This is a genomic window from Mangrovivirga cuniculi, assembly GCF_005166025.1.
Taxonomy (GTDB): Bacteria; Bacteroidota; Bacteroidia; order Cytophagales; family Cyclobacteriaceae; genus Mangrovivirga; species Mangrovivirga cuniculi.
On the sequence record NZ_CP028923.1, the window covers coordinates 3,997,584 to 4,013,336 of the forward strand.

The 15,753-nt window shown below is 36.8% G+C and carries 12 protein-coding genes and 1 pseudogene; 4 read left to right on the forward strand and 9 right to left on the reverse strand.

Translation table 11 applies throughout. The features are described 5' to 3' along the window. Window positions 1-18: 18 nt before the first annotated feature. The 3 genes from DCC35_RS17545 to DCC35_RS17555 all read right to left on the reverse strand — a co-directional run bounded on the left by DCC35_RS17545 (window position 19) and on the right by DCC35_RS17555 (window position 4,147). A complete protein-coding gene (locus tag DCC35_RS17545) occupies window positions 19-1,368 on the reverse strand; it encodes an acyl-CoA dehydrogenase family protein (RefSeq protein ID WP_137092026.1) in 1,350 nt (449 codons plus the stop codon). Between the two features lie 146 nt (window positions 1,369-1,514). Further along, on the reverse strand, window positions 1,515-3,356 hold the full coding sequence (locus DCC35_RS17550; protein ID WP_137092027.1) for a tetratricopeptide repeat-containing sensor histidine kinase: 1,842 nt from the start codon (window positions 3,354-3,356) through the stop codon (window positions 1,515-1,517). Between the two features lie 2 nt (window positions 3,357-3,358). Further along, window positions 3,359-4,147 carry an SDR family oxidoreductase gene (locus DCC35_RS17555; protein ID WP_137092028.1) on the reverse strand — a complete coding sequence of 263 codons (789 nt, stop codon included), beginning with the start codon at window positions 4,145-4,147 and terminating at the stop codon, window positions 3,359-3,361. Window positions 4,148-4,279: 132 nt separating this feature from the next. Here DCC35_RS17555 and DCC35_RS17560 point away from each other — a divergent pair, with 132 nt between their 5' ends. Then, on the forward strand, window positions 4,280-4,699 hold the full coding sequence (locus DCC35_RS17560; protein ID WP_137092029.1) for an ATP-dependent zinc protease family protein: 420 nt from the start codon (window positions 4,280-4,282) through the stop codon (window positions 4,697-4,699). 3 nt (window positions 4,700-4,702) lie between these two features. On the opposite strand, the gene rimK is transcribed toward DCC35_RS17560, so the two are convergent. The 3 genes from rimK to DCC35_RS17575 all read right to left on the reverse strand — a co-directional run bounded on the left by rimK (window position 4,703) and on the right by DCC35_RS17575 (window position 6,595). Next, a complete protein-coding gene (gene rimK, locus DCC35_RS17565) occupies window positions 4,703-5,575 on the reverse strand; it encodes a 30S ribosomal protein S6--L-glutamate ligase (RefSeq protein ID WP_137092030.1) in 873 nt (290 codons plus the stop codon). A gap of 74 nt (window positions 5,576-5,649) precedes the next feature. Next, window positions 5,650-6,219 carry an NUDIX hydrolase gene (locus tag DCC35_RS17570; RefSeq protein ID WP_137092031.1) on the reverse strand — a complete coding sequence of 190 codons (570 nt, stop codon included), beginning with the start codon at window positions 6,217-6,219 and terminating at the stop codon, window positions 5,650-5,652. 1 nt (window position 6,220) lies between these two features. Next, window positions 6,221-6,595 (reverse strand): carboxypeptidase-like regulatory domain-containing protein, encoded by a 375-nt coding sequence (locus tag DCC35_RS17575; RefSeq protein ID WP_175402862.1) that lies wholly within the window; start codon window positions 6,593-6,595, stop codon window positions 6,221-6,223. A 117-nt stretch (window positions 6,596-6,712) separates the two neighbouring features. Between DCC35_RS17575 and DCC35_RS17580 the strand changes: the two genes are divergently transcribed. Beyond that, on the forward strand, window positions 6,713-7,081 hold the full coding sequence (locus DCC35_RS17580) for a Rid family hydrolase (RefSeq protein WP_137092032.1): 369 nt from the start codon (window positions 6,713-6,715) through the stop codon (window positions 7,079-7,081). Here DCC35_RS17580 and yaaA read toward each other — a convergent pair. From yaaA to DCC35_RS17595, 3 genes and pseudogenes are all read right to left on the reverse strand, one after another. After that, window positions 7,078-7,847: pseudogene (gene yaaA, locus DCC35_RS22160) on the reverse strand (peroxide stress protein YaaA). The gene DCC35_RS17580 and the pseudogene yaaA overlap by 4 nt on opposite strands. 84 nt (window positions 7,848-7,931) lie before the next feature. After that, on the reverse strand, window positions 7,932-11,831 hold the full coding sequence (locus DCC35_RS17590; RefSeq protein WP_137092033.1) for a PKD domain-containing protein: 3,900 nt from the start codon (window positions 11,829-11,831) through the stop codon (window positions 7,932-7,934). After that, window positions 11,831-13,141, reverse strand: a complete 1,311-nt coding sequence (locus DCC35_RS17595) for a hypothetical protein (RefSeq protein WP_137092034.1) — start codon at window positions 13,139-13,141, stop codon at window positions 11,831-11,833. Before DCC35_RS17595 ends, DCC35_RS17590 begins: the two co-directional genes overlap by 1 nt. A gap of 313 nt (window positions 13,142-13,454) precedes the next feature. On the opposite strand from DCC35_RS17595, the gene DCC35_RS17600 reads away from it, so the two are divergent. Continuing rightward, entirely contained in the window at window positions 13,455-14,462 is a 1,008-nt protein-coding gene (locus DCC35_RS17600; protein WP_137092035.1) for a PorP/SprF family type IX secretion system membrane protein, read from the forward strand. Between the two features lie 11 nt (window positions 14,463-14,473). Then, window positions 14,474-15,727 (forward strand): M48 family metallopeptidase, encoded by a 1,254-nt coding sequence (locus DCC35_RS17605; protein ID WP_317128958.1) that lies wholly within the window; start codon window positions 14,474-14,476, stop codon window positions 15,725-15,727. The last annotated feature ends 26 nt before the right edge of the window (window positions 15,728-15,753 follow it).

Consider the following 15,753-nt stretch of genomic DNA (forward strand, 5'->3'; position numbering starts at 1 on the left):
TTATTGGTTTATGATTGATTAAATAAATGCACTTTTTCCTGTTATTGCTCTTCCGACAATTAGTGAATTAATTTCCTTAGTCCCTTCATAGCTGTAAATAGCTTCAGCATCAGCAACAAATCTGGCGACATTATATTCTAATAAAATCCCATTTCCTCCCATCACTTCTCTGGCTGTACTCACAATATCACGGGTTCTTAGAGTACAAAAAACTTTAGCAAGACTGGCATGTTCATCTTTTAATTCACCATTATCCTGCATTTTAGACAATCTATAACACATGTTCTGCATGGCTGTCAAATTACTTAACATCGTAACGAGGTGGTCCTGGATAAGTTGAAAGCTGCTTATAGATTTACCAAATTGCTTCCTGTCATGAGTATATTGAACTGCATATTCATAGGCTCCTCGTGCACATCCTACTGCCTGCCACGCAACAGAAGCCCTCGTCATTCGCAATACAGCAGCAAGATCTTTAAAAGAGTTTGCTTTTTCGAGCTTAGCAGAATCAGGCACCTTACAGTTTTCCATGGTGATCGTTGCATTTTGAACGACCCTCAGAGCCATTTTATCCTTGATCTTTTCAGCTTTAAAACCAGGTGTATCTGTTTCTACTATAAAACCCTTTACGTGTCCATCATCAAGATCCCTGGCATAGATGATAACAATATCAGAAAACGTAGCATTACCTATCCATTTCTTTTGTCCGTTTAAAATCCAGGAATCTCCTTCTTTTTTAACAGTAGTAGTTAGTCCTCCGGCTACTGCAGAACCTACTTTAGGCTCTGTAAGTCCGAAAGCACCTATTTTTTCAAACTTTTGTAGTTTTGGCAGCCAGTATTCCTTTTGCTCTTCGGATCCTAAAAGATAAATCGACCCCATACAGAGCCCACTTTGTACTCCAAAAAAAGTTGAAATACTTGTATCTGTTTTAGCCATTTCCATAGCTACAAATCCTTCTAAAAGAAAACTTTTTCCTGGACATCCATATCCCTGGTAAGTCAAACCACAGATATCTAGTTCTGCTAGCTTGGGGATTAACTCTTTAGGAAACTCATCTTTTCGCCAATAATCATTGATAATTGGAGCTACTTCCTGATGCATGAAATCTCTAACCTGCATTTGCACCTTTCTATCTTCCAGGGGTAGAGTAGAATGCAAATTATAAAAATCCCCATCTATCCATGGCAGTTCATTATTTTCATCTCCGCCTTTTAACATCTTCATCATTTGCTTAAGCTGCTTATCATCTAATTTATCTAAAGCTGAAAGGGCTTCGTTAAAATCTATTTTTTGAGCTAAAGCATTTACTTTATCAACATCAAGACTTTTTACAAGACGAATGATAGATTTGAATTTATTGAGCATAGGGTCTATTGCTTTTTATGATTAAGTGTTCGATCGTAAGCGATGACCGATACACTATAATTTAATCCATAAAAATCAGAAATGTTTAATTTATCTGAAGTATCAAAGCAATATCCTGTTTAAAAGAATCCTTACAGATATTATTCTTAGATATAATTATTTATTTTAGGAAGACGAAGAATAAAAGTACTTCCTTCCTGAGGATGAGATTCAGCGGTAAGTTGTCCGTTTAATTTTCTTGCCAGATCATAGCATAGCATTAAGCCAATACCTACTCCCTGAGTTAGACCACTTCTGCCTGTAGCCTTCCATCTAAATAGGTTTTCTATCTGTTCGGGTGGGATACCAAAACCAAAGTCCTGGACTTCAATAATTAACTCATCATTACTTTTGCTGGCATTTACATGGACTATGCTATTATCTTTACTAAATTTCATTGCATTCGATATGAGATTTCTCATAATAAATAAAAATGCATTCTTATCAGTAATAAATTTCATTTCCTCCGGAACATCAAGCCTGACATCGAGTTGCTTTTGCCGGGCAAGATTATCAAAAGAGCTGACAGATTCAATTAGAATTTGCTTTACAGTAAAAGATTCCGGAATTAGTTGTTGATCATCGATACTACTTTTAGCCCAATGTAAAAGATTTGTGAGCATTTCATCTGTCTGATCAAATCTCACCAGCATTTCTGCCGTTAGAAATTGTAATTCTCTATCTGAGATACCTCCCATTTTCATTAATTCCAGCATACCTCTAAGAGATTTCAAAGGTGCTCTATAATCGTGTGATATGATAGTAAACAGCTCATCTTTGATCTTTACCAACTCCTGGAGTTCTTTGTTTGCTCTTACCTTTTGCTGGTAATACAATGATATAACGATAATAAAACCAATTAGTAGAATGATCAATCCAGCGAGAAGAAGGTTATTCATTTTATTTCTGGCCTGAACTTCTCTCGCAAGATTCAATTCGCTTACCTTATCCTCCAATTGCCTGCTCAACTCAAGGCTGGCTACCTTAAGTTTTTCTTCTTTAAGATTTAGCGAATCTCTTAGATTATTGTATTGCTCCATCACATACAATGCCTCTGGAAGCCTTCCCTTCTCTTTTAATAGATTATACTTTACCCGGTAAAAATCCATTAGCAGCGGGCCTCCCGAATAATCCTGAGCGACTTTTATCCCTTTATTAAGTGTTGTAAGAGCTTTTGATGTATCTCCTCTGCGCTTATATAAATCAGAAGATTTTAATAAAGTATAGGCAATTCCATAATTATCCTTGATGTGCTCCTTAATATTTAAAGAAAGATCGAAGTAATATTGTGCAGAATCAAAATTATTCAATTTCAGATGTGATTCTCCTATATTGTTATAAAGATAGGCCATACCTCTGCTATCATTGGCCTGTTCCATATAAACCAAAGACTTTTCGAAACTATCAAGAGCTTTCTCCGGCTGATTAATAGCCAGGTATAAAATCCCTTTATTGTTATCAATCCTCGAAATGTATTCATACAGTTTTATATCACTCGCCAATCGCTCTGCTCTGTCATAGTAATCAAGAGCCAATTCCTTTCTTCCCATTTGATAATAAAGTAGCCCCATGGCATTCGTAACTACTACCTGACCTTTGACATCATTGATTTCTTCATAAGATCTTAATCCTTTTAAATACAATTCTGTCGCCTGGGAGTAGTTACCAAGCATATAATTAAGATATCCTAAAGTTTGAAGTGCTGCGGCCCTCCCTTTTGTGTAATCTATTAAAATAGACTCATTCATAACTGCTTTAGATATATCGAGGGAAGTAGATATATCTGATGATTTTATCTCCCAGGCGTATGCATTTAAAGAATCTATCGCTTCTATTTTATCACCATAATCAAGTTCTTCAAAAAAGAAACGGTCTACCTGGGCAAATCCTTTATAGGGAAATACCGAAATAAAAAAAAATGAAATAAAATATAAAAAAACGCTTTTCACAATTATTGAACAGGGGTCTTTCCTCCATCAACTGATAAACTCACTCCGTTAATATACGATGCTTTATTCGAAGCTAAAAATACAACGATATTTGCAATTTCCTCAGGTTCTGCAAATCTTCCTGCCGGAACTGACTTCATCATTCGATCTTCCATTTCCATATAAGATATTCGCTCGGCTTCTGCCCGACTTTGAATTAAACTCTTCAATCTATCGGTTTTAGTAAGCCCCGGAAGTACATTATTTACGGTAATACCAAAACCAGCTAATTCAGCTGACAATGTTTTTGACCAGTTAGCAACAGCTCCTCTTATGGTATTAGATACCCCTAATCCTGGAATAGGTGCTTTTACGGAGGTAGACACGATATTTATCACCCGACCGAATTGTTGATTTTGCATATGAGGCAATAAAGCCTGAAGTAAAATTTGATTAACAATGAGATGAGCTGAAAAGGCATTTTGATAAAGAGCAGGTTCTGATTCAAAAGCCAGACCTGGTGAAGGTCCTCCGGTATTATTAATAAGTATGTCTATATCTTTTCCTTCGCTTAAATAGGTATTCACTGCTTTTTCTACCAAATGAGGCTCATTGAAATCAGCAGAAATTACATCATGGACTTGCCCCATTGACGTGTCCAATTCAGCTGCTACTTGTTTCAGCCTTTCCTTATTTCTGGAAATCAGTGTGATTGACGCTCCTGAGGCTGCCAGACCTATAGCTATTGCTTTACCAATACCTCTGGAGCTCCCACAAACTAAAGCTCTGCGATTTTTAAGCGATATCTCCATGGATAAACTATTTTATACAAAAACATTGTTATACGATATTAACATAAAAATACATATCTAATTAGTTTTTCGAATAAAGAATTAAACTTTAGCATGAATAATCAGAATTATTAATAATATATTTGACTTAGTATGGAAATAATAGGCAGACTTGAATTGGTGGATCTCCCTGAATTACACCTGGAAAGAATCGAGGCTAAAATTGATACAGGAGCGTATAGAAGTGCGATTCACTATAAAGATTTAAAGGTTAAAACAATTAAAGGGAAAGAAACCTTGATAGTTACTCTTGACCTTATGGGTGACACTCCAATAGAGAAAAGATTTACAGACTTTAAAGTAACAAAAGTTAAAAGCTCGTTTGGTGATCGATTAAAGAGGTACTTTATCAGAACTAAAATTAAAATCGGTCATAAGTCCAAAATGGTCGACCTTAGTTTTAGCGACAGGTCTGATATGAGATACCCAATATTAATAGGAAGAAAGGTTCTGGCTAAAACATTTCTCGTGGATGTTTCAGCTAAACATTTACATACCCCACATCAAGATTAACTATTAGCTATTGGTTTCTATAAATTTGATAATCTCACCTGCGACATCCTTGCCCGTTGCCTTTTCGATTCCTTCGAGTCCGGGAGAACTATTCACCTCAATAATAAGAGGTCCTCTTTCCGACTGAAGCATATCTACACCTGCTACCCCCAACTTTAAAGATCTGGCAGCCCTGACAGCTGCTATTTCCTCTTCTCTGGATAATTCTATAACTTCAGCAGTACCTCCCCGGTGGAGATTTGACCTGAACTCCCCTTGTTTACCCTGCCTTTTGATTGCTCCAACAACTCTACCATCCACTACAAAAGCACGAATATCAGCACCTTTTGCTTCGGAAATAAACTCCTGAACTATCACTCTGGCTTTAAGCCCATTAAAAGCCTCCAATACTGAACTTGCAGCTTTTCTGGTTTCTGCTAAAACAACCCCAAGACCTTGTGTCCCTTCAAGTAGCTTTATAATAAGAGGAGCTCCACCTACCTGTTCAATAATAGATTCAACATCCCTGGAATAATTTGTAAAGACGGTTTTGGGAAGACCTAAACCTGCTCGACTTAATACCTGAAAGGACCTAAGCTTATCACGAGACCTTACTAATGATTGCGAATCTACTGTAGTAAAAACATTCATCATTTCAAATTGCCTCACAACAGCAGTGCCATAAAAAGTAACTGAAGCTCCAATTCTAGGAATTATAGCATCGACATCTTTAATCTCTTCTCCATTGTAGAAAATTTGAGGGTTTTTCTTTTCAATCAGAATATTACATTTAGTGTGATTGATAACTCGAGTTTCATGACCGCGGGCTTCAGCTGCCTCAACCAATCTACTAGTCGAGTAAAGAGACGGGTTGCGTGATAAGATTACAATTTTCATTGGCAAGTTTTCTTTAGGCGGTAAAAATAGCCGCTCTTTTCAATAATCCCAGAAATAGGTTGTCTTTAATTTAACTAAGCTCCTTGAGTTTCCAAAAGGTTCTTTTGAATACTAATTATTTTTTTTTGAATTCTGACAAAGGAACTTTCACCACCCGTAAACTCTGCCAACTCTTTAACAGGAATCCACTTTAATCCCTTAGATTCCTTATTGCTTCTTACCTCATTCAAATTATCAGTTATCCATAAAAACCTCAAATCATAATGTTGATGTTCAGGTTCATTCTTGTTTTCTGGAATTGTATGAATATCCAGATCGAAAGGAATAATATTCATCAGCTTTGCGCTGACAGCGTTAGTTTCTTCATGTAATTCCTTCATCGAAACTTCCGGTAAGCATTTATTACCATCTGCATGCCCCCCTGGTTGTAGCCAACGGTCTAGTTTTTTATGATGAAGTAAAAGGATGTTTTCAGCTGCCGAATCAATCAATATCGCCGATGCAGTAAAATGTGCCTTTAAAGACTCCCTGCTATAGGCCTTGGGCTCTTTAAAATGTAACCTTAGCATCAATTTTAAATACTCCTTCTCTTTCGGGTCTGTGATATTTATTTGATCCAGTACCAGCGGAAGTTCAAATACCATATTAATTAATAATAATATTTGCTTTATTCAGCTTAGCATTTTCTAAAGGGCCAACTATATTACCAGTCATGTAGTTATTAAGGTCTCCTTTCTCCACATTGACAAAATATTTCTCAGCATCAAGATCTTTGATAGTTACCCTACCTCTTTTATCAGTCTTAAAAACTTCCTTGATATGATTTTCAGAGGCATTATAATCTTCTTCATTTTCGTACAATTTTATTGTAGCTCCTTCAACAGGATTACCCATTTCATCTAATACAGTTAACTTCAGATTCGTATTAAATATTTGATCATCTGTCCGGTCAGTATTAGTAAATGAAAAATTAGCAAATGAAATTGTCGCTAGAAAGACTATTAATAAAATGTTTTTCATAACCCTTATAATTAATTAATAATGAAATAGTTAGTTGCTTTATAATTGTGTATATTAATATATAATTAATTTAATATTAAAAACAGGTTCAGTACAGCAAGTTATTCATAGACCCACATGGAAACTATAAAAAAGCACTCAGACAATGTTCTATCAGCACCTGATGCGATAATTACAGAAAACTTTTTATTCTGTTCTGCTCAAATCCCGCTTGACCATAATAATGGTCGCTTGTCAGGTAACGATATTGAAAGTCAAACATTGCAAGTAATGTTAAACTTAAGGGAAGTTCTCGAATTAAAACAGTTAAACTTCGTGGACCTGGTCAAAACGACAATATTCGTTACAGATATTGCTGAGATCTCAAAGATTAAAAGAACATATGAATCTTTCTTTAAACTTCAACAGCCAGTATGTTCTGTAATTGAAGTTAACAGATTGCCAATGGCTGCTAAAATCGCTATTGAAGCAATTGCTAAACTTTAAGATTCCCGGGTAAAAACCCATTCAGATTTATTAGATAAATCTTCATTATAAGAATAACCCATTCCCTCAAATGATTTTATTTGTTCGGGATCATAAATCTTATTTTTTATTATAAAATCAGCCATTTCACCCCTTGCCTTTTTGGCGAAAATAGCAACTACCTTTGCTTTATCACCTTTAATCTCTTTAAATACAGGCGTTACAATATCAGCATCCAGTTTTTTCTTATCTATTACTTTGAAATATTCATTTGAAGCCAGGTTGAGTAAAATTTTATATTGGTGATTTTTAAATTGCTTATTTAGTTTTTCCGTAGGCCGGTCTCCCCAGAATTTATAAAGGTCTTTCCCCGCTCATTCCCAAGTTTGGTCTTCATCTCCAATCTGTAGGGCTGAATCAAATCCAGAGGTTTTAATAATCCATATAAACCGGATAAAATTCTTAGGTGATCCTGCGCAAATTCAAAATCACTTTCCGAATAACTTTCCAGATCAAATCCAGTATAGACATCACCTTTAAATGCAGCAAGGGCCTGCTTTGCATTACCCTCATTAAACGGGGTTTTAAATTCATCGTACCTCTGAGAATTTAACTCAGCGAGGTTTTTGGATATATCCATCAAAGATTCTAGTTCCGGGACAGATAGCTTTTTCAGTTCTTTTACTAATTTTTTAGATTCATTCAAAAATTCCGGTACTGAGCTATCTATTTTAAAATCAACATCAGAAAAATCCTGTGTTTTTGAAGGAGATATTATCGTGATCATAAAAGTCTTTTTTATTTATTGTTCACAAAAATAACGGCAAAAACCGGGTTGCTGTTTTAAAAACTAACTTCATTAAAAATAAATTTATCTCAAAACTGTTACACCACCCCGTTGATTATAATATTCTCCGTCATCGAATTCACTTTTAAAAGTAGCTACATAAACATATGATCCAACCGGAACATCTTTCCCGTTATGGGTTGCATCCCATTCAAAATCTATATCATTGGTATAGTAAATCAATTCTCCCCATCGGTTGTAGATTACGAGTTCAAAATCATCAGGAGATACAAATCTCGGAAAGATTTTAAACCGTTGATTATCATCCACGCTGCTATTTGGTCTGATAGCATTTGGAGCACCAAATGTAGGTGTGCAATTGTCTTCTACTATTACAGAATCAGTAACCACACATCCAAAAACATTTTCCATTGATACTGAATATTCCCCTCCAGGTCTCCCTACTTCAGTTGTGTATTCCGGAGTATTAGTACCAACCGGAGTACCCTCATAAAACCACTGGTAGGTCAGGAATTCATTATCAAGATCAGCAATTAAAGTTGTCGTTGATAATTCAGGATTTTCACTTCCAATAAATGAACAAATCTCAGCTCTGTCCTGAAGCTCACTAGTTCCGACAGGATTACGGTTGATAACCAGGTTTTCTCTTACTGAGCAACCATTCTCATCGGTAACTTCAACCGAAATCACACCACCTTCAGCATTTGTTTCAAAAGTAGGCGAATTAGTGTCAGGTATCGGATTCCCATTAACACCAAACCACTCATACGTAACATTGGTTTTATTCGCTTGTGCAATAAAAGAAACATCACTTCCATCATTACATTGTACAGAGTTTGGCGATGCAAAAACTTCTAATGGTTCATAAACCTCAACATCAGTTGATAATTGGTTTTCACAGCCTGTAGTTACACTTATCGCTGTTAAACTATAAGTTCCCGAAGCAGCCGGGTCAGTTATGGTTAATGAGGGACCGGTAGCTGTTGTTCCATCAGGACGCATCCATCTGAAGGCATAATTTTCAGTAGTGGGACTTGCAGAGGCTAATAATACAACCTCTCCTTCACAAGCATTACCATCCTGATTTATGATTGCTGAAGGATTATTATTGACTTCAATAAATTCAGCATCTGCTACAGTACAACCTGAGGCATCAGTAACTTCTACACTATAGTCACCTGATTGAGATATTTCAATTGATTGAGTGTTGCCATTTGGAAAAGCAACTCCATCCCTGAACCAGCTAAAGGTTTTATTTGTATTATCTCCTACCAGAAACACTGCATCTACTGTAAAAGTTTCTCCGGCTGCTCGACAAATTACAGTTGATTCAGGCTGAACATCAATCTCAAAATTAGATGGATTTTCTATTAGTAGATCTGTAAATGAATAATTACACGCTACATGTTCAACTGAAACATTATAATTACCATAAATCAACCCATCTAATAAAACTTCCCCGGAAGCATCAGAAGAAATATTTGATCTTACTTCCGTTTGATTTGTTTCAGTATTTGTGATTTCAAAATCAAACATTCCAGAAGGAAGATTCCCTACTAAAATAGAGTTGGTTCCTTCTTCACATTCTACATTCACTGCTGAAGTAAGATTAAAAGCACTACTGTTCACAGTGACATTATCCTGGGCAGCACAAGCAGTTTGTTCATCAACTACGTTTACCAAATAAATCTCTGCTGGAATATCACCTGTAACAGGGATATTGACTGGTCCTGTTACTCCCGTTTGACTGGTCACTAAAGTATTATCACCTGTATTTGTTACATCAAAAGTATAAGTACCTGTGGAAGTGATATCTAAATCAATTTGCCCATCATTTGCTCCACAGACAATTTCATTTCCTGTAAGATTAAATAATGGCGTCTGGTTAACTTGAATTGTTACTGTATCTCTAACCAGGCAGGGTTGTGCAGGATCACTTGCCGGATCCCGAACTTCAACTACATATTCAAATAATCCCGGAACAGAAGTATCTACGTCTTGTGTATTGGTATTATTTCCCAGGCTTGAACCATCTACATACCAGTTGTGCAAATCATTTCCTGCAATTCCTGTATCAAATGTTAATTCTTCACCTTCACACAGAGCTGCATCCGGACCAAGATCTAATGGAATTGGTTCAATAACTAAAACTTCACCAGTGGTTTCACAACCTCCTTCGTTTATTATACTAAATTCATAGGTACCAATATCCGGAACGGCCAATGTGGCGGTACTATCGATTACTGCTCCACGTGTAGACCAGGTATAATAAACAATATTATCATCACCGTTAGTTGCATCTAATGTTAAAGGTGGTTCATCACATAGCACCTGACTTGGTTCTAACATAGGATCTGTTGGCAACTGGTAAACTGTTACAGTATCTGTTAACACATCATCAGGAACAACGGTGCCTCCACACCTTGTAAGCCTTAAAGTAACTATATATTCTCCTGGTGCAGAATATTGATGTTGTGGATTCTGCTGGGTAGATGTGTTTCCATCCCCAAAATTCCAGGTATATGTATCTATATCATATCGATAGTTACCAGTAAATAAAGTTGGTGAACCAAAACACGCCGGACCGCTCGCTATTGAAGGTGTCTGACCTAAACTTACTCCTCCCTGCCTGTTTCTTGGAAGCAGTTGACCTACTGTACCGCCAGTATCAATTCCCTGATCATAATTTATGGTGGAAACCATTCCGGTATCGGCTGCAATTACCGGAAACAATTGAGACTGACCTTCTATAGCAAGATAAATAGTTCCATTTGGGGCGGTTTGTAAAGCACCAATATTACCTCCTGGCGCTGACCCTGTAGCATTTAATGCAGTTAAAGATGCTTGTATTTCTGCAGCATCAAAAGAAGTAAGATCGATTTCATAAACTGTACCATCACTTGTCGATATTGCAAGCTTTCTTCCCCCGCTATGAAATTCAAGTCCAAAAGGTGTGGAACCAAGATCTATTCTTACAGGGTCTGAAATCGTACCCGTTGAATCATTAAACTGAAAGATTTCGATCGCATTTTCACCAGGAACTGTCGTCGCTAACCAATTCACTTCAGTGCTATCAACCATCCCACCTAAATACAATTCCATTTCTCCGGTCGAACCTGTTCCATGCACTGATCCCACCTGAGATTTAATAGGAGAACCGACTCCTTCCGCTGTAATTTCCCAAGCAAGGAAACTATTCGTTTCTAATTCATGAGCAATCAACCATCGGTCATCATCAGAAATAGCAACAGCATCTGTAACATCATTAAACAGATAAGATGATTGCTCAGTTGCCACGGCCTCTCCTATCTGAGTATTTTGAATTTCAGTAAGATCGACCAGAGTCATCCCCAACCGGTAAGTCCCATCTGCACTGGAGCCATAGGGTTCAGTGGTAAAAATATATTTCATCGATTCATCTCCCGGTACATCTACTATTATTGTTGATTGTGATGCTTCCCCATCTTCGATTAAAGATCCGCCAGGCATGAGATCGTGACTTATAGAATTATCCATACCAAATGTATTATAGACATTTACACCATCGGTATAAAACCAGACTCTACCCAAATTATCTACATAAGTGTCTCCACCTAATAAATTATTTGTAAGACCGCCTGGTGATACTTGCGGACCGTTTTCAAAATCAAAATAAATTCCGGCACCATCGCCAAAAAACCAGTATGAGTCTTGCTCATTTAAGGTATCACCGACAACAGTAACCTGAGAACGGGCAGATGTGGCACATCCTGTGATCTCATCCTGTACAGTTACCCAGTAAATTCCGGAACTATCAACATCGATTGTCGGGGAAGTTTCATCTGTAGACCAGTAATAGGAAAAATTACCAGAACCACCACTCGCCATCGGATCAAGTGTGATTGTACCCGGGCATATCGTTGTATCTTGTAATTGAGCTGTTAATCCCTGGGAATCCTGTATTGTAACAGGAAGTGTTGTCATTACGGAATCACCCCGTAATATGCTGTTACAGTCACATTCACATTACCGGGATTATCAAAGATGACCCTCGGAATCATATCCCTGCTTATTACTGCTCCATTTGATCTCCATACAATACTATCCGGTGATCTTTCAAATTCAGGATAAAGGAAGGTTTCTAATTCAGAGCATGCTCTTGTATAACCAAAGCTCAGATTTGGATTGGCTAGATTATATCCGCTGAATTGAGGAAAACCACTTCCATCAAAACCGGAACCTGTCAATGTTGTTAGTCTTTCTACATCAAAAAAGAAGTTTGTACTATCAGGATTATTAAACCGGTAAGCATCTACGGCTCCTGACCCTGTTCTACCGAGAAAGTAAATATTATCATCCGGTCCGATTGTAATTCCAAGAGTTTGATTTACGGTCTGATTAAGATTATCCAATAACCCTGTCATTAATACATCCGGATTTTGCATATCATATCGATAGACATTATCTAATCCGGTATCATGATCAAAAGAAATGTATAAGAACCTACCCGAAGGAGACCACGCCATACTCACAGCTTCGCCTCCCTTTGAATTAAGATTCATTATATATTGATCAAAAGTCAGTGTGTTAGTACTCAAATCAACATCGGCGATAAAGGGATTTGGTAAAGTAGAACCTGTATTGATCGCTAATTTGCCAGTTGGCCCGTGAAAAGCAAAATTCTCTACTGTAAAATTATTTAAAGAAGGAAATGATATGTCCTGTGATGATTGAATTCCATCTGTTAGTGATATTAAAGAAACGGTAACTGTATTTGTATTCGCCTCTTGCGATAATAAATAATATCCTCCAGCCCCATCTGACACGACTAATAAAGCTCCTGATCGGTTAGGCAAAGGGGTTGCAGGTTGATTATCGATTGATATAATTTCTCCAAGGGGTTCAGCAGTAGTGCCATTTCCGGGAAGAGACATATCGACAATAGCGTATAATACTTCGCCTCCTTTTATATAATAAACATAATATTGCTCAGGTTCACCCAGCCTGGGAATAATTGCAACTGGTTGAGTGGAAGTATTATCACCTCCTGGCATAACACCAGCCATTTGATTCCCATCCGCATCAATAATTACATTTCCATCTGTATAAAACAAGACCTGACCGGTTTGAGGATCTGTCAGCACAGCGGAACCTCCTTGACCTATTGGAGTTTGGCCATTATTTAGCTGAAACTCTCCGCCTGAAAAAGAAATAAACTCGCTGCTATTTCCAAAATACCAAATGCTGGTAGAAAGATCCTGACTCATACCGGAAAAAGCAATAAGAAAATACATCGCTAACACAGGTATGGCTCTATAAAATTTAAAAAATGATGGTAAATACATATTATATCAATTTCCGGTTAGAGGAATTTATACGAAAATATAACAAAAAAACGTATTGTAAGTATTGATAATTATAGTTTTGTCAACTAGTTTACTTCGAATATGTTTTTTTGTATGAAAGATTACAATAATTTATTAAAATTGGTACAAAAATTGTGCCGTTTGCTAAATAAATATTTTGCTTATCAATTATTAATTTTTCGTTTTTAAATTAACGTAATTTGAAGAGCAAAGTCACGGAATCAATTAAATAGCTGACCTGATGAATAAATTTTTTCTGTTAATAACCGGAATTCTGCTGACCCTGAACATTAACGCACAGGACCCACAGTTTTCCCAATTTTATTCTCACAACTTATACCTGAACCCTGCTTTTACAGGCTCACATCAGATGGGTCGGGTGGGTGTAATTTATCGCTCACAATGGCCATCAATAAATGCAACATTTGAAAGCTATTCAGCATATTTTGATGGATATATCGAAAAATATTATAGTTCGGTCGGTTTAATGATCCAAAGAGACCGCGAAGGATTATCCGGGTTAACTTCAACTTCGATAAACGCGCTCTACAGTTATGAGCTTTACTTAAATGACAACTTGGTATTCCGGCCAGGTGTAGATATTGGGTACGTTATAAGGGGTGTGAATTTTACAGAATTAACCTTTGGAGATCAGTTTGATCAAAATGGTTTTATCAGTCAGGAGACAGCCGAATCACTTAACACAGGTGACAATGTAAATTATTTTGATGTCGGGCTGGGTGGACTGTTATATTCATCAAATTTCTTTATTGGTCTTTCTGCCCATCATTTAACAACACCTGATCAAAGCATTCTTGGTGATGAAACCAGCAGATTACCTGTTAAAATGTCCGTGCATGGTGGTTATGTACTTCCTTTTGCAACCAACCGTACCGGCAGAGAAAGAAACATCACTCCGACATTCCAGTATAAACGCCAGGGTAGCTTTCAACAATTAGATATTGGTACTTATGCCACTTTAGAACCCCTGGTTCTTGGTGTATGGTACCGTGGTTTACCGATTCAGGGCGACGGAGGAATCAATCTGACGGAATCTATAGTCGGATTGGTAGGACTTATGCCTAATGAAAATCTAAGAATTGGTTACTCATTTGATTTCACCATGTCAAAAGTCGGCCTTGATGCTGGCGGAGCACATGAAATAACCATAAACTATCTGTTTAAAATGCGAGACCACCCTTACAGACCTCCGCGAAGTGTTATGTCTGTTCCTTGTCCAAACTTTTAAACTTGATAAAAATGAATATCGACCCTCAGGTATTGCTGATAATTATATTAGCATTAATAATATTGGGATTCATATTTGAAAAGACCCTTTCTTATATAAACTTAAAACATGGTGAAAAGCCAGTTCCTGAAGACCTGAAAGATGTTTTCAGTGATGATCAATATGAGAAAAGTAAGGAATACAGGAGAGAAAACTATAGGTTTGGATGGATCAGCGGTAGTTTTTCCCTCATAATTACAGTTTTATTTATTGGGTTAGGAGGTTTTGGTGAATTAAACACTTACCTCGAATCTCAATTCACATTATCACCAATAGTTCAGGGATTAGTTTTTTTCGGGATCCTTTTTATTGCTTCTGATCTTATTTCTACTCCGTTTTCCTGGTATCACACCTTTGTGATTGAAGAAAAATTCGGATTTAATAAGACGACCCAAAAAACCTTCTGGACGGATAAAATAAAGGGTTACCTTCTGGGAGCAATTCTTGGCGGAATTCTGCTTGGTGCTCTTTTATATTTATTATATGAATTAGGTACAGACTTCTGGTGGATATTCTGGATAGTAATTACAGTATTCATAATTTTCATGAATATGTTTTACACCACTTTGGTAATGCCATTATTCAATAAATTCACACCGCTTGAAGAAGGAGACCTGAGAACCTCCATAGAAGACTACAGTAAAAAGGTGAATTTCCCGCTGACAAATATTTTTGTCATCGATGGTAGCAAAAGATCGACGAAAGCGAATGCATTTTTTTCGGGTTTTGGAAAAAATAAAAAAGTAGTATTATATGATACACTGATAGAAAATCATTCTGTTGAAGAATTAACTGCGGTTTTTGCTCATGAAGTCGGCCATTTTAAAAAGAAACACATTATAGGCAGTTTGATCTTAAGCATACTACAGACCGGTCTGATGCTTTTTATAATGAAAGAATTGATCTTTTTACCGGAATTATCCAAAGCCCTTGGAGCAGATTCTCTAAGTATTCATATTAACCTGATTACATTTAGTTTGCTTTACAGTCCGATTTCAGCTGTCCTGGGAATCGGAATGAATATATTCAGCAGAAAAAATGAATTTGAAGCAGATCATTATGCTAAAACAACCTATTCGGGAGGTCCTTTAGTTACAGCACTTAAGAAATTATCTTCAGATAACTTGTCCAATTTGACTCCACACCCGTTTTATGTTTGGCTGAATTATTCACATCCTCCACTCATTAAACGAATTAAAGCTTTGAATGCTAATCAACCCTTGTAAGTTTATACATCATATTAAATTATTTT